The sequence below is a fragment of the Arthrobacter mobilis genome, from assembly GCF_012395835.1.
Classification (GTDB): Bacteria; Actinomycetota; Actinomycetes; order Actinomycetales; family Micrococcaceae; genus Crystallibacter; species Crystallibacter mobilis.
In genome coordinates, this window is record NZ_JAAZSQ010000033.1 from 262 (window position 1) to 21,521 (window position 21,260).

Annotated in this window: 18 protein-coding genes; 14 read left to right on the plus strand and 4 right to left on the minus strand. The window is 67.9% G+C overall.

Annotated features, from left to right (window positions below; all coding sequences use genetic code 11):
• Window positions 1–1,300: transketolase-like TK C-terminal-containing protein (locus HGG74_RS19865; RefSeq protein WP_446680207.1), on the plus strand; the 1,300-nt coding region annotated here is incomplete at its 5' end.
• Window positions 1,301–1,456: 156 nt separating this feature from the next.
• Here HGG74_RS19865 and HGG74_RS19870 read toward each other — a convergent pair.
• The gene (locus tag HGG74_RS19870; RefSeq protein ID WP_168489189.1) at window positions 1,457–1,627 is read right to left on the minus strand and encodes a hypothetical protein; all 171 of its coding nucleotides are present in this window, start codon (window positions 1,625–1,627) and stop codon (window positions 1,457–1,459) included.
• A gap of 310 nt (window positions 1,628–1,937) precedes the next feature.
• Here HGG74_RS19870 and uraD point away from each other — a divergent pair, with 310 nt between their 5' ends.
• The 4 genes from uraD (at window position 1,938) to HGG74_RS19890 (ending at window position 5,385) form a co-directional block, all read left to right on the plus strand.
• The gene (gene uraD, locus HGG74_RS19875) at window positions 1,938–2,432 is read left to right on the plus strand and encodes a 2-oxo-4-hydroxy-4-carboxy-5-ureidoimidazoline decarboxylase (RefSeq protein WP_168489191.1); all 495 of its coding nucleotides are present in this window, start codon (window positions 1,938–1,940) and stop codon (window positions 2,430–2,432) included.
• Complete coding sequence (uraH, locus tag HGG74_RS19880) at window positions 2,429–2,770, plus strand: hydroxyisourate hydrolase (RefSeq protein ID WP_168489193.1); 342 nt, start codon at window positions 2,429–2,431, stop codon at window positions 2,768–2,770. Before uraD ends, uraH begins: the two co-directional genes overlap by 4 nt.
• A gap of 2 nt (window positions 2,771–2,772) precedes the next feature.
• The gene (gene pucL, locus HGG74_RS19885; protein ID WP_168489195.1) at window positions 2,773–3,696 is read left to right on the plus strand and encodes a factor-independent urate hydroxylase; all 924 of its coding nucleotides are present in this window, start codon (window positions 2,773–2,775) and stop codon (window positions 3,694–3,696) included.
• A gap of 117 nt (window positions 3,697–3,813) precedes the next feature.
• Entirely contained in the window at window positions 3,814–5,385 is a 1,572-nt protein-coding gene (locus HGG74_RS19890; RefSeq protein WP_376766164.1) for a nucleobase:cation symporter-2 family protein, read from the plus strand.
• Between the two features lie 120 nt (window positions 5,386–5,505).
• Here HGG74_RS19890 and HGG74_RS19895 read toward each other — a convergent pair whose 3' ends face one another.
• Window positions 5,506–6,264: an IclR family transcriptional regulator gene (locus tag HGG74_RS19895; protein WP_168489199.1), complete on the minus strand. Its 759-nt coding sequence runs from the start codon at window positions 6,262–6,264 to the stop codon at window positions 5,506–5,508.
• A 193-nt stretch (window positions 6,265–6,457) separates the two neighbouring features.
• Between HGG74_RS19895 and HGG74_RS19900 the strand changes: the two genes are divergently transcribed.
• The 4 genes from HGG74_RS19900 to HGG74_RS19915 are packed head-to-tail and all read left to right on the plus strand — an operon-like array spanning window position 6,458 to window position 11,563.
• Window positions 6,458–7,846, plus strand: a complete 1,389-nt coding sequence (locus tag HGG74_RS19900) for an NAD-dependent malic enzyme (RefSeq protein ID WP_168489201.1) — start codon at window positions 6,458–6,460, stop codon at window positions 7,844–7,846.
• Between the two features lie 19 nt (window positions 7,847–7,865).
• Window positions 7,866–9,470: a malate synthase A gene (gene aceB, locus HGG74_RS19905; RefSeq protein ID WP_168489203.1), complete on the plus strand. Its 1,605-nt coding sequence runs from the start codon at window positions 7,866–7,868 to the stop codon at window positions 9,468–9,470.
• Complete coding sequence (locus tag HGG74_RS19910; RefSeq protein ID WP_168489204.1) at window positions 9,470–10,750, plus strand: DUF6986 family protein; 1,281 nt, start codon at window positions 9,470–9,472, stop codon at window positions 10,748–10,750. The genes aceB and HGG74_RS19910 overlap by 1 nt, the downstream gene beginning before the upstream one ends.
• Before the next feature lie 3 nt (window positions 10,751–10,753).
• Window positions 10,754–11,563: a bifunctional allantoicase/(S)-ureidoglycine aminohydrolase gene (locus HGG74_RS19915; RefSeq protein WP_168489206.1), complete on the plus strand. Its 810-nt coding sequence runs from the start codon at window positions 10,754–10,756 to the stop codon at window positions 11,561–11,563.
• 574 nt (window positions 11,564–12,137) lie between these two features.
• On the opposite strand, the gene HGG74_RS19920 is transcribed toward HGG74_RS19915, so the two are convergent.
• Window positions 12,138–12,914, minus strand: a complete 777-nt coding sequence (locus tag HGG74_RS19920) for an aspartate/glutamate racemase family protein (RefSeq protein WP_168489207.1) — start codon at window positions 12,912–12,914, stop codon at window positions 12,138–12,140.
• A gap of 35 nt (window positions 12,915–12,949) precedes the next feature.
• Window positions 12,950–14,497 carry an NCS1 family nucleobase:cation symporter-1 gene (locus HGG74_RS19925; RefSeq protein ID WP_168489209.1) on the minus strand — a complete coding sequence of 516 codons (1,548 nt, stop codon included), beginning with the start codon at window positions 14,495–14,497 and terminating at the stop codon, window positions 12,950–12,952.
• A gap of 398 nt (window positions 14,498–14,895) precedes the next feature.
• Between HGG74_RS19925 and HGG74_RS19930 the strand changes: the two genes are divergently transcribed.
• The 5 genes from HGG74_RS19930 to allB are packed head-to-tail and all read left to right on the plus strand — an operon-like array spanning window position 14,896 to window position 20,991.
• On the plus strand, window positions 14,896–15,699 hold the full coding sequence (locus tag HGG74_RS19930; RefSeq protein WP_168489211.1) for a hydroxypyruvate isomerase family protein: 804 nt from the start codon (window positions 14,896–14,898) through the stop codon (window positions 15,697–15,699).
• Between the two features lie 53 nt (window positions 15,700–15,752).
• Window positions 15,753–16,631 (plus strand): 2-hydroxy-3-oxopropionate reductase, encoded by an 879-nt coding sequence (locus HGG74_RS19935; RefSeq protein ID WP_168489213.1) that lies wholly within the window; start codon window positions 15,753–15,755, stop codon window positions 16,629–16,631.
• A gap of 28 nt (window positions 16,632–16,659) precedes the next feature.
• The gene (gene gcl / locus HGG74_RS19940) at window positions 16,660–18,450 is read left to right on the plus strand and encodes a glyoxylate carboligase (RefSeq protein ID WP_168489214.1); all 1,791 of its coding nucleotides are present in this window, start codon (window positions 16,660–16,662) and stop codon (window positions 18,448–18,450) included.
• A gap of 7 nt (window positions 18,451–18,457) precedes the next feature.
• A complete protein-coding gene (locus HGG74_RS19945) occupies window positions 18,458–19,639 on the plus strand; it encodes a glycerate kinase (protein WP_168489216.1) in 1,182 nt (393 codons plus the stop codon).
• Window positions 19,636–20,991: an allantoinase AllB gene (allB, locus tag HGG74_RS19950; RefSeq protein ID WP_168489218.1), complete on the plus strand. Its 1,356-nt coding sequence runs from the start codon at window positions 19,636–19,638 to the stop codon at window positions 20,989–20,991. The genes HGG74_RS19945 and allB overlap by 4 nt, the downstream gene beginning before the upstream one ends.
• The last annotated feature ends 269 nt before the right edge of the window (window positions 20,992–21,260 follow it).

Sequence of the window (21,260 nt, forward strand, 5' to 3'; positions counted from 1 at the left end):
GGAGCGCAGGAGCCGGTCGAGGAAGCTGAGCCTGCCGGGGGAGAAAGCCTGGGAGGTGGCTCGGCGCGGCTCGGGCAAGCAGCAGGCGGCGACCACCATGGCGTTCGTGCGCCTGCTCAAGGACCTGATGCGGGACAAGGAGTTCGGTGCCCGCGTGGTGCCGATTGTGCCCGATGAGTCGCGCACCTTCGGCATGGATGCCTTCTTCCCCACGGCGAAGATCTACAACCCCAAGGGGCAGGACTACCTGTCGGTGGACCGGGACCTGGTCCTGGCCTACAAGGAATCCCCGGCCGGGCAGCTGATCCATCCGGGCATCAATGAGGCAGGGGCGGTGGCGGCCTTTACCGCGGCCGGCACCGCGTACGCGACGCATGGCGAGCCGCTGGTGCCGATCTACGTGTTCTACTCGATGTTCGGCTTCCAGCGCACCGGTGATTCGTTCTGGGCGGCGGCGGACCAGATGGCCCGCGGTTTCGTGATCGGTGCGACCGCCGGCCGGACCACGCTGACCGGCGAGGGCCTGCAGCACGCCGACGGGCACTCCCCGATCCTGGCGGCCACCAACCCGGCAGTGGTTACCTACGATCCCGCCTACGGTTACGAGATCGGCCACATCATGCGTGCGGGCCTGGAGCGCATGTACGGCGGGAGCCACCCGGATCCGAATGTCATGTACTACCTGACGGTGTACAACGAGCCGATCGTCCAGCCGGCAGAGCCCGACGGCCTCGATGTCGAAGGTCTGCTCAAGGGCATGTACCGGCTCAAGGCCTCCGAAGCGCCGGGGCCCAAGGCCCAGCTGCTCGCCTCCGGCGTCGCGGTGCCTTGGGCGCTTCAGGCCCAGCAGATCCTGGCAGGGGAATGGGGCGTCTCCGCCGACGTCTGGTCCGTGACCAGCTGGACCGAACTGCGCCGCGACGGCCTGGAGGCCGAGCGGACGGCCTTCCTTGATCCAGCGTCCGGACCCCGGGTGTCTTTCGTCGCCCGGCAGCTGGCCGGAGCCGAAGGACCCGTGGTCGCCGTGAGCGACTACATGAGCCAGGTCCCGGACCAGATCCGCCAGTTCGTGCCCAACGAGTTCGCCAGCCTGGGCGCGGACGGCTTCGGCTTCTCCGACACCCGGGCCGCGGCCCGCCGGTACTTCGGCATCGACGCGCACTCGGTGGTCCTGCGCACCCTGCAGCTGCTGGCCGGACGCGGGGAGATCGATCCCGAGGCGCCGCGGCAGGCCTACGCGCGCTACGACATGGCCAATGTCAACGCCGGCACCTCCGGCAACGCCGGGGGCGATGCCTGAGCCCTCCCTTGAAAAAGATTGGTCGACAGCAAGGGACACCCTTGCTGTCGACCAGTTTTCCCGGGGAGGGGTTGAAAAGAGCTGAAGGCTGTTAAAAGCTGATGGCGGGTCCTGGTGGACCCGCCATCGCCGTTCGAGGGACGCTCTGGTGCCGCATCAGCCGCGCAGGGAGCGGACGAGCCGGCCTGGGACACTGCGGATGAAACGCAGGAAGCCGCCGCTGCGGGCCGGGCGCTGCGGAAAATAGAAGTCGGGATCGGTTCCGCCGGCGTCGAAGACGCGGCCGGTGGAGCTGGGAGCAGTCGGGGTCTGGCGGGGAGCGGACATGGTTCCTCCTGGGGGATGGGAATAAGTTTCCGTATTCCGGAAAAGAAATATTGTTGTACGGAAAACGCTACGGCCCCGGGCTCGGCGCGTCAAGGGTTCCCAGGGTTTCATGTTCACCGGAGTCAATTCGGCGGCTACCCTTGACACGGAACCTGTGATGGCAGTTACACTGATTTCGAAATAAAGATTCCACGATGCAATAACCACGATGCAATAACATCGAATCAAGTCGGAACCCGGTGTCACCGGGAAGCGATGGTCAAGGGTGTTCAGCGTTGCTCGTGGGCAAACCTGAAAGAGCTGACACCCGATGGATTTAAACCTTTTCAATGCCGCGTCCGCCGAAGAGGCAGCAGCCGTGCTGCGCCCGTGCGTGGATATCCAGCGCTGGATCGATCAGATCGTGCAGGAGCGGCCCTTTTCCAGCGTCGATGAGCTGGCCGCCTTCGCCGGTCGGGCGGCGCACCCCTGGAGCGTCGAGGAGATCGACGGTGCCCTGGCCCACCACCCGCGCATCGGCGAGCGCGCCGCCGGCACCAGCACCGAAGCCGGCATGTCCCGCCGCGAGCAGGCCGGCGTCGACCAATCCGGGGAGACTGCCCGCCGGATCCGGGCCGGCAACGAAGCCTACGAAGACAAGTTCGGCCGGGTCTTCCTGATCCGTGCGGCCGGACGCAGCGCCGGGGAAATCCTCGCCGAGCTGGAGCGCCGGCTCGGCCATTCACCCGAGGACGAGCTGCCGGTCATCGCCGGGCAGTTGCGCGAAATCGCCGTCCTCCGACTCAGAGGAGTACTGGAAGCATGAGTGTCAGCCATGTGACTACCCACATTCTCGACACCGGGACCGGGAGGCCTGCCTCCGGTGTCAAGGCCACTCTGGAAGCCAAATCGGCAACCGGCTGGCAGGAAATCGGCTCGGGGGTGACGGACCAGGACGGCCGTATCAAGAACCTTGGCCCCGAGCGGATCGAAGCAGGAACATACCGGATCAGCTTTGAGACGGGTTCCTACTTCCGGGAGCAGGGAACGGAAACCTTCTTCCCGTCCGTGGAGCTGACCTTCGCCCTGAAGGATCCGGCAGAGCACTACCACGTACCACTTCTCATCAGCCCGTTTGCATATTCCACCTACCGAGGGAGCTAGCCATGACCGCTTTGCAGACCGAAGAGACCGCCGCCGCTGCCGGCCGCATCGTCCTGGGCCGGAACCAGTACGGCAAGGCCGAAGTCCGCCTGGTCAAGATCACCCGCGACACCGCACGCCACGAGATCGAGGACCTGAACGTCACTTCCCAGCTGCACGGGGACTTCGAGACCGCGCACACCAAAGGCGACAACTCCAAGGTGGTGGCCACCGACACGCAGAAGAACACCGTCTACGCCTTTGCGCGCGACGGCGTCGGCTCGCCCGAAGCTTTCCTGCTGCGCCTGGGCAGGCACTTCACCGAGAGCTTCGACTGGGTCACCGGCGGACGCTGGGCGGCCGAGCAGTACAAGTGGGACCGGATCAACGACCATGACCACGCGTTCTCGCGCAACAAGTCCGAAACCCGCACTGCCGTGCTCCTGATCGAAGGCGGCCGGCGCCACCTTGTTGCCGGCATCCAGGACCTGACGGTCCTGAAGTCCACCGGCTCGGAGTTCCATGGTTTCCCGCGCGACCGCTACACCACCCTGCAGGAAACCACCGACCGGATCCTGGCCACCGATGTGACCGCCCGCTGGCGGTACAACCCTGGGGCCGGGGAGATCGACTTCAATGCCGTGTACGAGAGCGTGCGCGCCATCCTGCTGGACGCGTTTGCGCAGACCCACTCGCTGGCGCTGCAGCAGACCCTGTTCCAGATGGGCAAGCACGTTCTTGAAGCGCACCCGGAGATCGCGGAAATCAAGCTCTCCCTGCCGAACAAGCACCACTTCCTGGTGGACCTCACGCCGTTCCAGCTGGACAACCCCAACGAGGTCTTCTATGCCGCGGACCGCCCGTACGGGCTGATCGAGGCCACCGTCGAACGTGAAGGCGCCGGGCAGGAAGACGCTGTCTGGGCCAATATCCCCGGCTTCTGCTAGCGGGCGGGGCAGGTCCGCCAAGGCCCAGGCCCCTCCCTCGTCACGATGGCCTAGGACACCTGCCCGTGTCCTAGGCCATCCCGCCAACTACTCATGTGAGACAAGGAAGTCATGCTCATGAAAGCAGCCAGCACTACAAAACACCATGCTAAGCCACAGCGGCCCGAAGACGAGAGGCTGCCTGTCGGCCGCTCCTTCGCCTACGGGTTCCAGCATGTGCTGACCATGTACGGAGGCATCATCGCGGTACCGCTCATCGTGGGCACCGCCGCAGGCGTGGCCCAGGACGAAATCGCCCTCCTCATCGCCTCCTGCCTCTTCGTCGGCGGCGCGGCGACCGTCCTGCAAAGCTACGGGGTGAAGTTCTTCGGCTCCCAGCTCCCGTTGGTCCAGGGCGTGTCCTTCGCCGGGGTGGCCACCATGACGGCGATCCTCAACGGCGGCGGCGGCATCCAGACGGTGTTCGGCTCCGTGCTGGTCGCCTCGTTCATCGGGCTCGTCATTGCTCCCTTCTTCGCGAAGGTCGTCAAGTTCTTCCCGCCCGTGGTCACGGGCGTCATCATCACCACCATCGGCCTGACCCTGATGCCGGTCGCGGCCAACTGGGCCATGGGCGGCAATGCCCAGGCGGAGAACTACGGGAGCCTGGCGAACATCGGCCTGGCCGCCGCCACGCTGGTGCTCGTCCTGCTGCTGAGCAAGCTCGGTAACGCGGCAATCTCCCGGCTCTCCATCCTGCTGGCCATCGTCGCAGGCACCGTCATCGCGACCCTGCTGGGCATGACCGACTTCTCCAAGGTCGGCAACGGCCCCATCTTCGCCATCCCGCAGCCGTTCGCGTTCGGCCTGCCGGTCTTCGATATCGCCGCGATCATCTCCATGACCATTGTGGTGCTGGTGTGCATGACGGAGACGACGGCGGACATCCTGGCCGTGGGCGAGATCGCCAAGACCAAGGTCGACTCCCGCCGGATTGCCGACGGCCTGCGCGCCGACATGCTCTCCAGCGCCCTGGCGCCCGTGTTCAACTCGTTCACCCAGACTGCCTTCGCGCAGAACGTCGGGCTGGTGGCCATCACCGGTGTCCGCAGCCGCTACGTGGTCACGGCCGGCGGCGTGATCATGCTGGTGCTCGGCCTCCTGCCGGTCCTGGGCCGCGTGGTTGCGGCGGTGCCCACGCCCGTCCTGGGCGGTGCCGGCATCGTGCTCTTCGGGACCGTGGCGGCCAGCGGCATCCGCACGCTGTCCAAGGTGGACTACAAGGACAACATGAACATGATCATCGTGGCGGTGTCGCTGGCGTTCGGCATGATCCCGGTCGTCTCCAAGACCTTCTACGATCAGTTCCCCACCTGGTTCGGCATCATCTTCCACTCGGGCATCAGCTCCGCGGCGATCATGGCCGTGCTGCTGAACCTGCTGTTCAACCACCTGAAGGCCGGCAACTCCGAGAACCAGTCGGTGTTCGTGGCCAGCCCGCCGCGGATGGTCCGGGCGGAGGAAGTGACGGCCCTGCAGGAGGGCGACTACTTCCAGGGCGGCAAGCTGATCGCGGCCGACGGCTCGGAAGTGCCGGTCGTGACGGCCCAGCAGTACCAGGTGGTGAAGGAGAAGCTGGACAAGGGCGAGGTCACCTGCACGGACGACATCCGCAGGATCTGCGACTCGATCCCCGCCAGCGAAAAGTAGGAACCGGCTTCACGCCCGCCCGCGCCGCCAGGCGCGGGCGGGCTGATCCGTTCCTTGCAGCTGCACGTCAAGCGGCCGGCCGGCAGCAAGGCTGCCGGCCGGCCTTTGCCGCTGCCTGGATCAGGCGGCGGCGTTCAGTTCCTTGGAGATCCGCTCCGCTGCCTCACGCAGCAGCGGGACGGCCCGTTCGGCGAAGGCGCTGTCGACGCGCGTGGTCGGGCCCGAGACCGAGACGGCCATCGGCGTCGGGGCGTCGGGGACCGCCATCGCGAAGCAGCGCACGCCCAGTTCCTGCTCTTCCTCGTCGATGGAGTAGCCGCGTTCGCGGATCCGTGCCAGCTCGGCCTCGAGATCCTTCAGACTGCTGATGCTCTTCGGCGTCGGCGTCGGCATGCCCGCGCTGGTGACGATGCTGCGCACGGTTTCCGGTTCCAGCTGGGCCAGGATGGCCTTGCCGACGCCGGTGTCGTGGGTATGGGCCCTGCGGCCCACCTCGGTGAACATCCGCATTGAGTGCGGCGAGGGCACCTGGGCGACGTAGACCACCATGTCCGAATCCAGCAGCGCCATGTTGGCGGATTCGCCCAAGGTGTCCACCAGTTCCTTCAGATAGGGCCGGGCCAGCGTGCCCAGCTGCTTGTTGGCCACCTCGCCGAGCCGGATCAGGCTCGGCCCGAGCGAGTAGCGGCGGTTGGGCAGCTGCCGGACGTAGCCGAGGGAGACCAGCGTGCGCAGCAGCCGGTGGATGGTCGGCAGCGGCAGCGTGGTGAAGGAGGACAGCTCGCTCAGGGTGACCTGGCCGCCCGCCTTGGTGATCAGTTCAAGGAGCTCGAATGCCCGCTCAACGGACTGGACGCCCCCGGAGGCTTTCTCTGCCATGGAATCTCCCTCTTGATGGGTTGGGCCTTGTATCCACGGTACCGCACCGCGGGGCAAAATTTCATCATCCGAAAAACTTTTCCCGGAGCGGTTGTATTTCCGCATATTAGATAATAATATCCATCATACGGAAAATGAATCCCCTGGTCCGGCAACCGCACGGCCCGGACCGGGGCCAAGTCCAGGAGGAACTATGGCGGTCCCCAGTCCCGGGTATTCGATCACCTTGCGCGTGCAAACCCCCGTGAATTTCACTGTCACCAGCGAACTGGCTGCCGCCGCAGGTGCGGCCGGCGCCGCGGTGACGGCACTGGATGTCACCGAATCCACGCACGAGCACCTCGTCGTCGACATCAGCTGCAACACCACGGACGTGGAGCACTCGGAGAAGGTCCGCCAGGCACTGGAAGCCCTCGAGGGCGTCACCGTCCGCAAGGTCAGCGACCGTACCTTCCTGATGCACCTGGGTGGCAAGCTCGAGGTCGTTCCCAAGGTCCCGCTGCGCAACCGCGACGATCTCTCCCGGGCCTACACTCCCGGCGTCGCCCGCGTCTGCCAGGCGATCGCCGCCAATCCGGAGGACGCCCGCCGGCTGACCGTCAAGCGGAACACGATCGCCGTGGTGACCGACGGCTCGGCGGTCCTGGGCCTGGGCAACATCGGCCCGGCCGCCGCCCTGCCGGTGATGGAGGGCAAGGCCGCGCTGTTCAAGCAGTTCGCCGGCGTGGATGCCTGGCCGGTCTGCCTGGACACCCAGGACACCGAGGAGATCATCAGCATCGTCAAGGCACTGGCGCCGGTCTACGGCGGCGTGAACCTGGAGGACATAGCCGCGCCGCGCTGCTTCGAAATCGAAAGCCGTCTGCGCGAGGAGCTGGACATCCCGGTCTTCCACGATGACCAGCACGGCACCGCGATCGTGACCCTGGCTGCCCTGCAGAACGCGCTGAAGGTAGTCAACAAGAAGATCGAGGACGTCAAGATCGTGGTCGCCGGGGTCGGGGCTGCCGGCAACGCCATCATCCAGCTGCTCAAGGCCCAGGGCGCCCTGAACATTGTCGCCTGCGGACGCAGCGGGGCAATCAACCGCAACGAAACCTACACCGACGCCCACCGCGTCTGGCTCGCCGCGAACACCAACCCGGAGAACTTCGCCGGCACGCTGCACGAGGCCGTCGCCGGTGCCGACGTCTTCATCGGCGTCAGCGGCCCGAACGTACTGGGCGAGGCCCAGGTGGCCAGCATGGCCGAGGACGCCATCGTCTTCGCCATGGCCAACCCGGATCCGGAGGTGGACCCGGTGATCGCCGCCAAGTACGCTGCAGTTGTGGCCACCGGCCGGAGCGACTTCCCCAACCAGATCAACAACGTGCTGGCCTTCCCTGGATTCTTCCGCGGCCTGCTCGATGCCGGCGCCGCCGATATCACCGACGCGATGCTGGTGGCGGCCGCCGAGGCCATCGCCCGGCGCGTCTCGGAGGAGGAGCTGAACGCCAGCTTCATCATCCCCAGCGTTTTCGATCCGCACGTTGCCTCCGAGGTGGCAGCGGCAGTCGCCGCAGCCGCTCCCCGGAACCACTGACCCCGAAGCGAGGAATACCATGGCACTCACCGTTACCGACCGGCTGCCCGTGGCCGGCGCGGACCGGATCCTGACCGAGGAAGCGCTGGACTTCGTCGAGCAGCTGCACGTGAAGTTCGCCGCCACCCGGGACGGGCTGCTGGCCGACCGCGTCACCGCCCGGCGGCAGGCCGCAGCCGCCGGCAAGCTCGACTTCCTGCCCGAAACCAGCCACATCCGCAGCGGCGACTGGCAGGTCGCCCCGGCCCCCGGGAAGCTCACGGACCGCCGGGTGGAGATGACCGGCCCGGCCTCGCCGGTGAAGATGGCGATCAATGCCCTGAACTCCGGGGCCAAGGTCTGGCTGGCGGACCTGGAGGACGCCAGCGCCCCGACCTGGCACAACGTCATCGACGCCCAGCTGAACCTCTACGGCGCCGCCCGCGGAGACCTGGCCTACACCTCGGAGGAAGGCAAGGAGTACACGCTGCGCACCGACATCCCGCTGGCCACCGTGGTGGTGCGCCCGCGCGGCTGGCACCTGCCCGAGAACCACATCCTCATCGACGGCGCCCCGACGGTCGGTGCGCTGGTGGACTTCGGCCTGCACTTCTTCCACAATGCCCGGCACCTGGCGTCCACCGGGGACGGCCCGTTCTACTACCTGCCGAAGATGGAAAGCCACCTTGAGGCACGGCTGTGGAACGAGATTTTCGTCTTTGCCCAGGACGAGCTGGGCATTCCCCAGGGCACCATCCGGGCCACGGTGCTGATCGAAACCATCCCGGCGGCCTTCCAGATGGAGGAGATCCTCTACGAGCTGAAGGACCATGCCTCCGGCCTGAACGCCGGGCGCTGGGACTACCTGTTCAGCATCATCAAGTACTTCCGCGAGTCCGGCAGCGCCTTCGTGATGCCGGACCGGGCCAGCGTCTCCATGACGGCGCCGTTCATGCGGGCCTACACCGAGCTGCTGGTGAAGACCTGCCACCGCCGCGGGGCCTTCGCCATGGGCGGCATGGCCGCCTTCATCCCCAACCGGCGGGAGCCGGAGATCACCGCGCAGGCGGTGGAGAAGGTCCGGGCCGACAAGATGCGCGAGGCCAACGACGGCTTCGACGGCTCCTGGGTGGCCCACCCGGACCTGGTGGACACCTGCCGGGAGGTCTTCGACTCCGTCCTGGGGGACAAGCCCAACCAGGTGGACCGGCTGCGCAAGGAAGTCCAGGTCAGCGCCGCGGATCTGCTCGATGTCGCCTCCGCCGAAGGCGAGGTGACCGAGGCCGGGCTGCGGCTGAACCTCTACGTCGCCGTGGCCTACACCGCTGTCTGGCTCTCCGGCAATGGCGCAGTGGCCATCCACAACCTGATGGAGGATGCCGCCACGGCCGAGATCTCCCGGACCCAGGTCTGGCAGCAGATCCACAACCAGGTCACGCTCGCGGATACCGGCAACACGGTGACCCGCGAACTCGCCGGGAAGATCCTGGCCGAGGAGGTCGAACGGCTACGCGCCGAGGTCAACGACGAGGAAGCCTTCGCCAGGTACTACGAACCGGCCGCCAAGCTGATTGCCGAGCTGACCACGGGCGAGGGCGGGTTCGTGGAATTCCTCACGCTGCCGGCCTACGAGCTGGTGTCCTGATGGCGGCCAGGCTCGCGCTCGGTTCCGAGGTGACGGCCAAAATCAACGCGGACCTCGCGGCGACCGACGCCCTGCTGGCGAACTCCTATCCCGGCGACAGCCCCGCCCGCCAGCCGGTGCACACGGTGTATGTGCCGGCCGACAGGTTCACCCCGGACCTGGCCGCACGCTGGGGCGCCGAGGCGCTTTCGGTGGCCAAGGACCACGGCGGGCTGGAGCAAATCGCCGCCGGCCTGGGCCTGCCCGATGCCTCCCGGATCGCCGAACTCGTCCGCCGCAAGCTCGAGGCCGAACCGATCGAAGACCTCCGCCTGGACTTCGAGGATGGCTACGGTTCGCGTAGCGATGCAGAAGAAGACGCCGATGCCCTCAAGGCCGGAGGCTTGGTGGCGCAGGCCGCCGCGGCCGGCACCGCCCCACCTTTCATCGGCATCCGGTTCAAGTGCTTCGAGGAACCTACCCGGGAGCGCGGACTGCGCACCCTGGACCGGTTCGTCGGCAGCCTGCTGGAGCACGCGGGGGAGCAGGGCCTGCCCGAGGGCCTGGTCCTGACCCTGCCCAAGGTCACCACGGTGGCCCAGGTGGAGGCGATGGTCTACGCCTGCGAGCAGCTCGAGCAGACTCACGGTCTGGCGGCCGGGCGGCTGCGCTTCGAGGTGCAGATGGAGACCCCGCAGCTGATCCTGGCCGCGGACGGCACGGTGCCGGTGGCGCAGCTGATCCACGCCGGCGGCGGCCGGGTCAGCTCCCTGCACTACGGCACCTACGACTACAGCGCCTCGCTGGGCATCGCCGCGGCGTACCAGTCCATGGAGCACCCGGCGGCGGACTACGCGAAGTCAGTCATGCAGGTGGCGGTCGCCGGCACCGGCGTGCACCTCTCGGACGGCTCCACCAACATCCTGCCGCTCGGCGATGCCGAAAACGTCGCCAACGCCTGGGCCCTGCACGCGCGCCTGGTCCGGCGGCACTTGGAGCGCGGGATCTACCAGGGCTGGGACCTGCACTCCACGCAGCTGCCCACCCGCTTCCTGGCCACCTACGCGTTCTACCGGGACGGTTTGACTGCGGCGGCCGGGCGGCTGAAGAACTACGTCCACAAGATCGAAAGCACAATCATGGACGAGCCGGCCACGGCCCGGGCGCTGGCCCGCTTTATCCACCGCGGCCTGGCCTGCGGCGCCGTTGAAGGGGACGAAGTCACCGCCCTCGCGCAGGTGCCGGTGGCCACCCTCGAGGCGCTCGCCCACCCCCGCACCACAGACTCCCGGAAGGACTGATCGATGAGCAAGTACTACTCCAACCCTGCAGGCCTGCCCCCGCAGACGGACCTGCTGACCGACCGGGCCATTGTCACCGAGGCCTACACGGTCATCCCGCGCGGGGTCCTGCGCGACATCGTCACCAGTGTGCTGCCGGACTGGGACAAGACGGCCGTATGGGTCTTGAACCGGCCGGTGGCCGGCGGCGCCACGACCTTCGCCCAGTACCTGATGGAAGTGGCCCCGCAGGGCGGCTCCCGGAAGCCGGAGGCCCAGGACACTGTCGAAGGCTTCGTGTTCGTCGTTGACGGCGAACTGACCGTCACCATCGAGGGCGAAACCCGGATCCTGGCCCCGGGCGGCTTTGCCTATGCGCCGGCCGGAGCGGACTGGAGCGTGCGCAACGACGGCGAAGCGCCGGCCAAGTTCCACTGGATCCGCAAGGCCTACGAGGCACTGGAGGGCTACACGGCCAAGCCCGTGTTCGGCAACGAGCAGGAGCTTGAGCCGCACCCGATGCCGGATACGGACAACAAGTGGCGTACCACCCGGATGCTGCCGGTGGACGACCTCGCCTACGACATGCACATCAACATCGTCACGTTCGAACCGGGCGCCTCGATCCCGTTCGCCGAGACGCACGTGATGGAGCACGGCCTCTACGTGCTCGAAGGCAAGGCCGTCTACCGCCTCAACGGCGACTGGGTCGAAGTCCAGGAGGGCGACTACATGTCCCTGCGCGCCTTCTGTCCCCAGGCCTGCTACGCCGGGGGACCGGGAAACTTCCGGTACCTGCTCTACAAGGACGTCAACCGCCAGATCCGGCTCTGACCGCTCCTCCCCACGCCGCTCCGCCCCCGGGCCTGCACAAGGTCCGGGGGCGGAGCCATGCCACATCCGGCGGCGAACCGCGCGGATCTACAGGGGATCGTCCTCACCGGATGGAAGGTTGCCGTCCGTGGACCGTCAGGGATTTCGGTTGGCGGGCGGCGGGCTGAGCCGCACGCGGACCGCCAGGCCTGCGCAGAGGACGACGGCGAGGCCGCGGTACCAGGCGAAGAAGTGACGAGGCCGGGATATCCGAAGCGGCCCGCTGGACCGGTGTGCCTGACGGTGGCTGCCGGGATGGCTGTCGCGGCGACAGCGCAGAGCAGCAGAAGATCCGCATGGTACGGCCGAAACCTCCGGCACCGGCTCCAGTCACGCCGCGGCCTTCTCCTGGCGGGCCTGCGCGGGCATGCCCCGCAAAGCCCACATCACGCACATCCCCGAAGGGGCGCGTATCCCCGGCCGGGCAATCGAACGCAGCAGCCCCCTGAATCCAGGCACAGATGCGGAAGTCCCTCGTCCGGATCCATCCGGACGAGGGACTTCCGAGGTTAGGCTCGAAGGTTCCGGCCTGCGCTCAGGATCCGGGGGCCGCCGCCACCCGGGTTCCCTCCGGCCCCGCAGCTGCAGCATCCGCGTTCAGCGGCCAGCCGAGCACCTTCTTCGGCCGCGGCGGGGCGTAGGTGCGCACCTTCGACGTCGTCAGTCCCAGCCGGACCAGGGATTCGGCGATGGCGACGGCGGCGCGCACGCCGTCGACGATCGGCACGCCGGTGCGCGCCTTGACCTGTTCCTCGAGCTCGGCCATGCCGCCGCAGCCGAGGACGATCACCTCGGCCTTATCATCCTTGACGGCGAGTTCGGACTGCTCGACGATCGCCTGCACGGCCCGTGCCGGGTCCTCCTCCAGCTCCAGCACGCCGAGGCCGCTGGCGCGCACCGACGCGCACCGGTCGTCGAGGCCGGCCAGTTTCAGGCGGTCTTCGATCAGCGGTACCGCCCTGTCCAGCGTGGTCACCACCGAGTACTTGTGGCCCAGGAACATCGCCGTGCTTGCCGCGGCCTCGGTAATGTCCACCACTGGCACGTCCAGCAGTTCCTGGAGCCCCTCGCGGCCGTGCTCGCCGTAGCCGGCCTGGATGACGGCGTCGAACGGCTCCGGGTAGGAGAGCACCTTGTCCATCACGGCGATCGCGGCGAGGTAGCTTTCGAAGTTTCCCTCACAGGAGTCGGCGCCGAACCGCGGGGTCAGGGCGACGATCTCGGTTCCTGCGGAGGCAGCAGACCGGGCTGATTCCCCGATGGCCTCCGTCATGGACTGGGTGGTGTTGACATTGACGACAAGGATGCGCATGGTTCCCGCTTTCGGTTGGCGTGCTTCAGGGTTGGTCAGTGGATGCTCGGCACCGCGATGGGCTCGCCGGAGACATCCTCGAACCGCTGGCTCCGGTCCGCGATGAAGAAGTAGAGCAGGGCGGCGATGCCGGCACCGAAGAACCAGGAGAAGGATGATACCGCCGCGAAGGCCGGGACGAAAGCGATCAGGATGGCGATGACGGCCGCGGGAACCAGGGCAGCGATAGCGCGCTGGTTAAAGCCGGACTGGTAGTAGTACGAGGCCGACGGGACATCGCGGTACAGATCCGGGACATTGACCTTGGTGCGGCGGATCAGCCAGTAGTCGGCCATGATGACGCCGAACAGCGGGCCGAGCAGGGCGCCGAGGCCGCCGAGGAAGTACACGATGACCACCGGGTTGTTGTAGAGGTTCCACGGCAGGATGACCAGGCCGATCACGGCGCTGACGATGCCGGCCCGGCGGAAGTTCAACCGGCGCGGGAACAGGTTGGTCAAGGCGTAGATGGGAGCCACGAAGTTGGCCATCAGGTTCACGGCCACGGTCAGCACCAGCAGGGCCAGGCAGGCCAGCACGAGCAGCAGCGTGTTCGGGATGGTCTGGACGATGTCCGAGGGGCTTTCGATGATGGTTCCGTTGATCTTGAACTGCGCCCCGGCGAGCACGACGACGATGGCTCCGAAGACCAGCATGTTGAGCGGGATGCCCCAGAAGTTGCCGCGGGTGATGGACTTCTTGGTCGTGGAGGAGCGCGTGAAGTCGCAGAAGTTCAGGACGAAGGTGCCGTAGATCGCGACCCACAGGGCGCCGCCGCCCAGGATGGCCAGCCACATGTCGGCGCCGGCGAGGCTGTTGTCGGTGGACCAGGCGATGGAGCCGCCCGCCTCGACGAACATCCAGACGGCGATGGCGGCCATGGTCACCAGGATGACCGGGCCGGCGAAGGCCTCATACTTGCGGATCATTTCCATCCCGTAGCTGACGATGACCACTTGGACGATCCAGAGGAACACGAAGGAGGCCCAGCCCAGGGTGGAGAGGCCGAGGATGCTGTTGGTGTCCAGGTCCGCCAGCCCGGGAACCAGGGCGACGAGCATGACCCGGAAGACGACGGAGGCCAGGTAGGTCTGGATGCCGAACCACGCGATGGCGACGCCGCCGCGGACGATGGCGGCGATCTGGGCTCCGTGGATGCCCAGGCTGATCCGGCTCATGACCGGGAACGGAACGCCCGTCTTGTAGCCCATGTAGCCGGAGAGGTTGAGCAGCAGGAACAGCAGCACCGCGCCGACGCCGAGGGCGAGCAGGATCTGCCAGCCGCCGAGGCCCAGGGCGAAGAGGCCGATCGCGAAGGCGTAGTTGCCCAGGCTGTGCACGTCGTTGGCCCAGAGGGTGAAGATGCTGTAGGCCGACCAGCGGCGTCCTTGCCGCTGGGTCGGGGCGAGGTCCTGGTTGTAGAGCCGCGGGCTGACCGAGGCCAGCGCTTCGCTGCGGCCGGCCTGGTCGAGGCTGACGGATCCGGTCAATGGGGCGGAGCCGGCAACGTCGTTGGCGGCGGCCACTTCGGGGATAGCGTTCATGGGTAGTACTTTCTGCTCAATCGAACGGGCGTCCCGCTGGGCGGGTGTGCCGGAGACATAGGGTCCCGGGCCTGCCCTGGGGGCCGGCAGTCGTGCCAGTGGCGGCGGAGGATTCCGCCCGGCTGCCGGCCGTTCCGCCGCGGTCCGTGCCAGGTAACCGTCATGGATGGAGGCGGTTGCGGTCCGGCGGCGGCAATGGAGTTTGCACCTACTGTAATGTGGATCACAGGGTTCCACAAGAAGGAATTGACATTTCACATTGTGGAAGATTGTCCCGCCGGCAGTATTGACAGCCACGCGTGTGGCGTCCTAGGATTTTCATAAAGCAGAATAAAACTTCCGCCATTCGAAAGTTTGGTCCGGAAGTTTTACCGGACCTCAAGATTAGGAAGGCTCCCATGTCCTACACCGTGAACTGCTCCATCCTCCTGACCGAGCTGCCGCTGCTCGAGCGCCCCGCAGCAGTCAAGGCGGCCGGCTTCGACAACGTGGAGTTCTGGTGGCCGTTCGCCGAGTCGGTCCCGGCCGATAAGGACGTCACCGCTTTTGAACGGGCCATCACCGACGCCGGCGTGCAGCTGACCGGACTGAACTTCAATGCCGGGAACATGCCCGGCGGGGACCGCGGCCTGGTCTCCTGGCCGGCCCGTTCGGCCGAATTCCGCGACAACATCGACGTCGTCGCCGGCATCGGCGAACGCCTGGGCTGCAAGGCCTTCAATGCCCTCTACGGCAACCGCATCGACGGCGAATCCGCCGAAAAGCAGGACGCCACCGGCGCCGAAAACCTCGCGGCCGCGGCAGCCGGCGTCGCCCGGATCGGCGGCACGGTCCTGCTCGAGCCGGTCAGCGGCGCCCCGCGGTACCCGCTGCTGAGCGCGGCGGACGCGCTCGCCGTGATCGCGCGGGTCAAGGCCGCATCGGGCGCGGAGAACATCAAGCTTCTGGCGGACTTTTACCATCTGGCCGTCAACGGGGACGACGTCGAGGCCGTGATCGGGAACCACGCCAAGGACTTCGGCCACATCCAGATCGCCGACAACCCCGGCCGCGGCGCCCCCGGCACCGGCCAGCTGCCGCTGGGCGAGTGGATCACCCGCTCCCGCGAGCTCGGCTACACGGGCTACATCGGCCTCGAATACAAGGAGCCGGCCGAAACCGCCTTCGCCTGGGCCATCCGCGAACGCACCGCGGCGCACTGACGCCCGGCCACCTCCTCACCAGCACCCGGACAGACTTCAGAACAGGACGCATCATGAGCAACATTGCAGTTATCGGACTCGGCATCATGGGCCTGCCCATGGCCATCAACCTCGTCAAGGCCGGCCACACGGTCACCGGGTACAACCGCAGCGAGGACAAGATCAACAAGCTGGCCGCCGAGGGCGGCCGGGGCGCCGCGAGCATCGCGGACGCGGTCAAGGACGCCGACGTCGTCATCACCATGGTGCCGGACTCCCCGGACGTCGAGGGCGTGGTCAGCGGCCCCGAGGGCGTCTTTGCCAACGCCAGGCAGGGCACGCTGTGGATCGACGCCAGCAGCATCCGTCCGGATGTGGCCAAGCGCCTGGCCGGCGACGCCCGTGCCGCCGGCCTCCGCCCGCTCGACGCCCCGGTCTCCGGCGGCGAGCAGGGCGCCATCGACGCCGTCCTGTCCATCATGGTCGGCGGCGAGGCCGAGGACTTCGAAGCCGCCCGGCCGGTCCTCGAGGCGGTCGGCAGGACCATCGTGCACGTGGGCCCCTCCGGCTCCGGGCAGACGGTCAAGGCCGCCAACCAGCTGATTGTCGCCGTCAACATCCAGGCGCTCTCCGAAGCCGTCGTGTTCCTCGAGGCCTACGGCGTCGACACCGATGCGGCCCTGAAGGTCCTCGGCGGCGGCCTGGCCGGTTCCAAGGTCCTGGACCAGAAGGGGCAGAAGATGCTGGACCGCAACTTCGACCCCGGCTTCCGCCTGGCCCTGCACAACAAGGACCTGGGCATCGTCACCTCCGCCGCCCGCGAGGCCGGCGTCGTCGTCCCGCTCGGTGCTGCAGTCGCCCAGCTCGTCTCCGCCCTCGTCGCCCGCGGCGACGGCGGCCTCGACCATTCGGGCCTCTTCAAGCTCACCAACGAGCTCTCGGGCAAGCAGTAACCGGAACCGACTTTAAGGAGCAATCGACATGGCAAAGATGCGCACTGTCGACGCGATCGTGGCCATCCTGGAGAAGGAGGGCGCCACCGAGGCCTTCGGCCTGCCCGGCGCCGCGATCAACCCGCTGTACTCGGCGATGAAGGCCCACGGGGGCATCCGCCACACCCTCGCCCGCCACGTGGAGGGCGCCTCGCACATGGCCGACGGCTACTCGCGCGCCAAGGCCGGCAATATCGGCATCTGCCTGGGCACCTCCGGCCCCGCCGGCACGGACATGATCACCGGCCTCTACGCCGCGCAGGCCGACTCCATCCCGATCCTGTGCTTCACCGGCCAGGCCCCGGTCGCGAAGCTGCACAAGGAGGACTTCCAGGCCGTGGACATCGAGTCCATCGCCAAGCCCCTGACCAAGATGGCCATGACCATCCTCGAACCCGGCCAGGTCCCCGGTGCGGTGCAGAAGGCCTTCCAGCTCATGCGCTCCAGCCGCCCCGGCCCGGTGCTGCTGGACCTGCCGTTCGATGTGCAGATGGCCCAGATCGACTTCGACATCGACGCCTACGAACCGCTGCCGGTCGAAAAGCCGCGGGCCACCCGCAGGCAGGCCGAGAAGGCCCTGGACATGCTGACGGCCGCGCAGAAGCCGCTGATCGTCGCCGGCGGCGGCATCATCAACGCCGATGCCTCGGACAAGCTGGTGGAACTGGCCGAGATCCTCAACGTGCCCGTGGTCCCGACGCTGATGGGCTGGGGTGCGATCCCGGACGACCACCGCCTGACCGCCGGCATGGTGGGCCTGCAGACCAGCCACAAGTATGCCAATGCGACCTTCCTCGAGTCCGATTTCGTGATCGGCATCGGCAACCGCTGGGCCAACCGCCACACCGGCTCGATCGAAAAGTACACCGCCGGCCGCACCTTCGTGCACGTGGACATCGAGCCGACCCAGATCGGCCGCGTGTTCTCCCCGGACTTCGGGATCGTCTCCGACGCCGGCTACGCCCTCGAGGCCCTGATCGAGGTGGCCCGGGAGCGCCAGGCCGCGGGCACGCTGCCGGACTACTCCGCCTGGGTCCGGTCGGCGCAGGAAAAGCGCGGCCGCATGCAGCGCCGGACGCACTTCGACAACGTGCCGATCAAGCCGCAGCGTGTGTACGAGGAAATGAACAAGGCCTTCGGCCCGGAGACCACCTACGTCTCCACCATCGGCCTGTCGCAGATCGCCGGCGCCCAGCTGCTGCACGTGTTCGGTCCGCGCAAGTGGATCAACGCCGGCCAGGCAGGCCCGCTGGGCTGGACCGGCCCGGCCGCCCTGGGCGTGGTCCGCGGCAAACCGGACGAGACCGTCGTGGCGCTCTCGGGCGACTACGACTTCCAGTTCATGATCGAGGAGCTGGCGGTCGGCGCGCAGTTCCAGCTGCCCTACATCCACGTGGTGGTGAACAACTCCTACCTGGGCCTGATCCGCCAGTCCCAGCGCGGCTTCGAGATGGACTACCACGTCTCGCTGGCCTTCGAGAACGTGAACTCCACTGGCCTTTCCGCAACCGCGGCCGGCTACGGCGTGGACCACGTCAAGGTGGCCGAAGGCCTCGGCTGCAAGGCCATCCGGGTGGAGAACCCCGAGGATCTGGCCGCCGCTTTCGACAAGGCCCGGGCGCTGATGGCCGAGTTCAAGGTCCCGGTGGTGGTGGAGGTCATCCTCGAGCGTGTGACCAACATTTCCATGGGCACCGAGCTGGACAACGTGACCGAGTTCGAGGACCTGGCCGGGCGCCACGAGGACGCGCCGACCGCCATCGTCGCCCTGCTGGACTGAGCCGGCCATGCGCGTCGTGATCGCCCCGGACAAGTTCAAGGGTTCGCTGTCCGCGCCCGAAGCCGCCGCCGCGCTGGAACGGGGGCTGCTGGCCGCAGCCCCCGGCCTGGCGGTAGCCAAGGTGCCGGTGGCCGACGGCGGGGAGGGCACCCTCGAAGCCGCCTTCGGCGCCGGCTACGCCCGGCACGAGGCCACGGTTACCGGGCCCACCGGTGAGCCGCTGGTGGCAGCCTTTGCCGTCCGCGGCCGGCAGGCAGTGATCGAGATGGCCGCCGCCTCCGGGCTGGCGGTGCTGCCCGGCGGCCAGCTGCAGGCGCGCACCGCCACCAGCCGGGGCACGGGGGAGCTGGTGCGCGCCGCGCTGGACGCCGGCTGCACGCAAATTGTGCTCGGGATCGGCGGCAGCGCCAGCACCGACGGCGGCGCCGGCCTGCTGGCCGGCCTGGGCGCCCGGCTGCTCGACGCCGGCGGTTCGGACCTGCCGGAAGGTGGGGCGGCGCTGGCCAGCCTGGCCGCGGTGGACCTGTCCGGACTGGACCGGCGCCTGGAGCGCACCGAGATCGTGCTGGCCTCCGACGTCGACAATCCGCTGCTGGGTGCCAACGGCGCCGCAGCGGTCTTCGGTCCGCAGAAGGGCGCCTCGGCAGCCGACGTCGCCGAGCTCGACGCCGCGCTGGCCCGCTTCGTGGAGGTGCTGGCCGCCGGGACCGGCGGCCAGGTGCGCCAAGTGGCGGATTCCCCGGGCGCGGGCGCGGCCGGCGGCGTCGGCTTCGCCGCCATGGCGGTACTGGGCGCCCGGCGCAGCCGGGGCATCGACGTCGTCATGGAAATGACGCAGCTGAAACCTAAAATCGAAGGTGCCGCGCTGGTGGTCACCGGTGAGGGCAGCCTGGACCTGCAGTCGCTGGAGGGCAAGGCGCCGGTGGGCGTGGCCGCCCTGGCCGCAGCCGCCGGGGTGCCGGTGGCGGCAGTGTGCGGACGCACCCTGCTGACCGGCAGCCAGCTGGAGGCAGCCGGGTTCGTGCGGACCTACGCCCTGACCGATTTGGAGGCCGATCCGGCCGAGTGCATGGCCAACGCGGCGGCGCTGCTGGAAGAAACCGGCCGGAAGATTGCGCATCACCTGCTTGGTGCCGGCAGTCCCGCCGGCACCCTATCCGTAAGTTCTCAACGAGGAGACAACCAATGAGCGAAACATCGACGGGTCCCGAATTCGACCTGGTGATCCGCGGCGAGCGGATCCTGACCACTGCCGGCATCACCGCCCGCGAGGTGGGCGTGCGCAACGGCAAAATCGCGGCCATTGAACCGCTGGGCAACGGCCTGCGCGGCCGGCAAACCCTCGACCTGGCTGCCGACGAGACGCTGATCCCGGGCCTGGTGGACACCCACGTCCACGTGAACGAACCCGGACGTACCGAGTGGGAAGGGTTCGCCTCCGCCACCCGGGCCGCCGCCGCGGGCGGGGTGACCACCATCCTGGACATGCCGCTGAACAGCATTCCGCCCACGGTCAACGTCCCGGCCCTGGAGGAAAAGCGCGCGGCCGCCAGCGGCCAGGCGTTCGTGGACGTGGGCTTCTGGGGCGGGGCGGTGCCGGGCAATATCGGCGACCTGCGCCCGCTGCACGACGAGGGCGTCTTCGGCTTCAAGTGCTTCCTGCTGCACTCGGGGGTGGACGAGTTCCCGCCGTTGGATGCGGACGAGATGGAAAAGGACATGGCGGAGCTGAAGGGCTTCGATTCGCTCATGATCGTCCACGCCGAGGACTCGCGCGCCATCGACCGTGCCCCGCACGCCGAGGGCGACCAGTACTCCCGCTTCCTTGCGTCCCGGCCGCGCGGGGCGGAGAACGTGGCGATCGCCGAGGTCATCGAGCGTGCCCGCTGGACGGGAGCTCGCGCCCACATCCTGCACCTGTCCTCCTCGGACGCCCTGCCGATGATTGCCAGCGCCAAGCGCGACGGCGTCCGGCTCACGGTGGAAACCTGCCCGCACTACCTGACGCTGCTGGCGGAGGAGATCCCGAACGGTGCCACCGCGTTCAAGTGCTGCCCGCCGATCCGCGAGGCGTCCAACCGCGAGCTGCTCTGGAAGGGCCTGGAGGACGGCATTATCGACTGCATCGTCTCCGACCACTCCCCGAGCACGCTGGATCTGAAGGACCTGGAGAACGGCGACTTCGGCGTGGCCTGGGGCGGGGTTGCCTCGCTGCAGCTGGGCCTGCCGCTGATCTGGACCGAGGCACGCCGGCGCGGCATCCCGCTGGAGACGGTCGTGTCCTGGATGGCCCGGAAGCCGGCGGAGCTGGCCCGGCTCACCCATAAGGGGCAGCTGGCCCTGGGCTTCGATGCGGACTTCTCCATCTTTGCCGCCGACGAGAGCTTCGTGGTGGACGTGAAGAAACTGCACCACAGGAATCCGATCACCCCGTACGACGGCAAGCCGCTGGCCGGCGTCGTCCGCCGCACCTTCCTGCGGGGGACGGAAATCGACGGAGAGCACCCGGGCGGCAAGCTCATCCGCCGGGGCGAGGCCTGAGGCCCCCCCAAGGCAGAAAGTGGCCAGCAGATGTCCTGTCCGGGCATCTGCTGGCCACTTGTTTGTGCGCCTGTGCGGTGACGCCGGCGGCACCGGTACCAAAGCGACCGGTCAATGCCCGGAAGCATTGACCGGCCGCTTTGGGGCAGAGGTCAGGGACGGTTGTCCTCGTGGGGCCAGGGGCCGACCTTTTCGCGCGGGGGCCGGTGTCCGGCGTCGGCCAGGTCCCCGACGCGGTGGACCTTGACCATGTTGGTGGACCCGGTGGT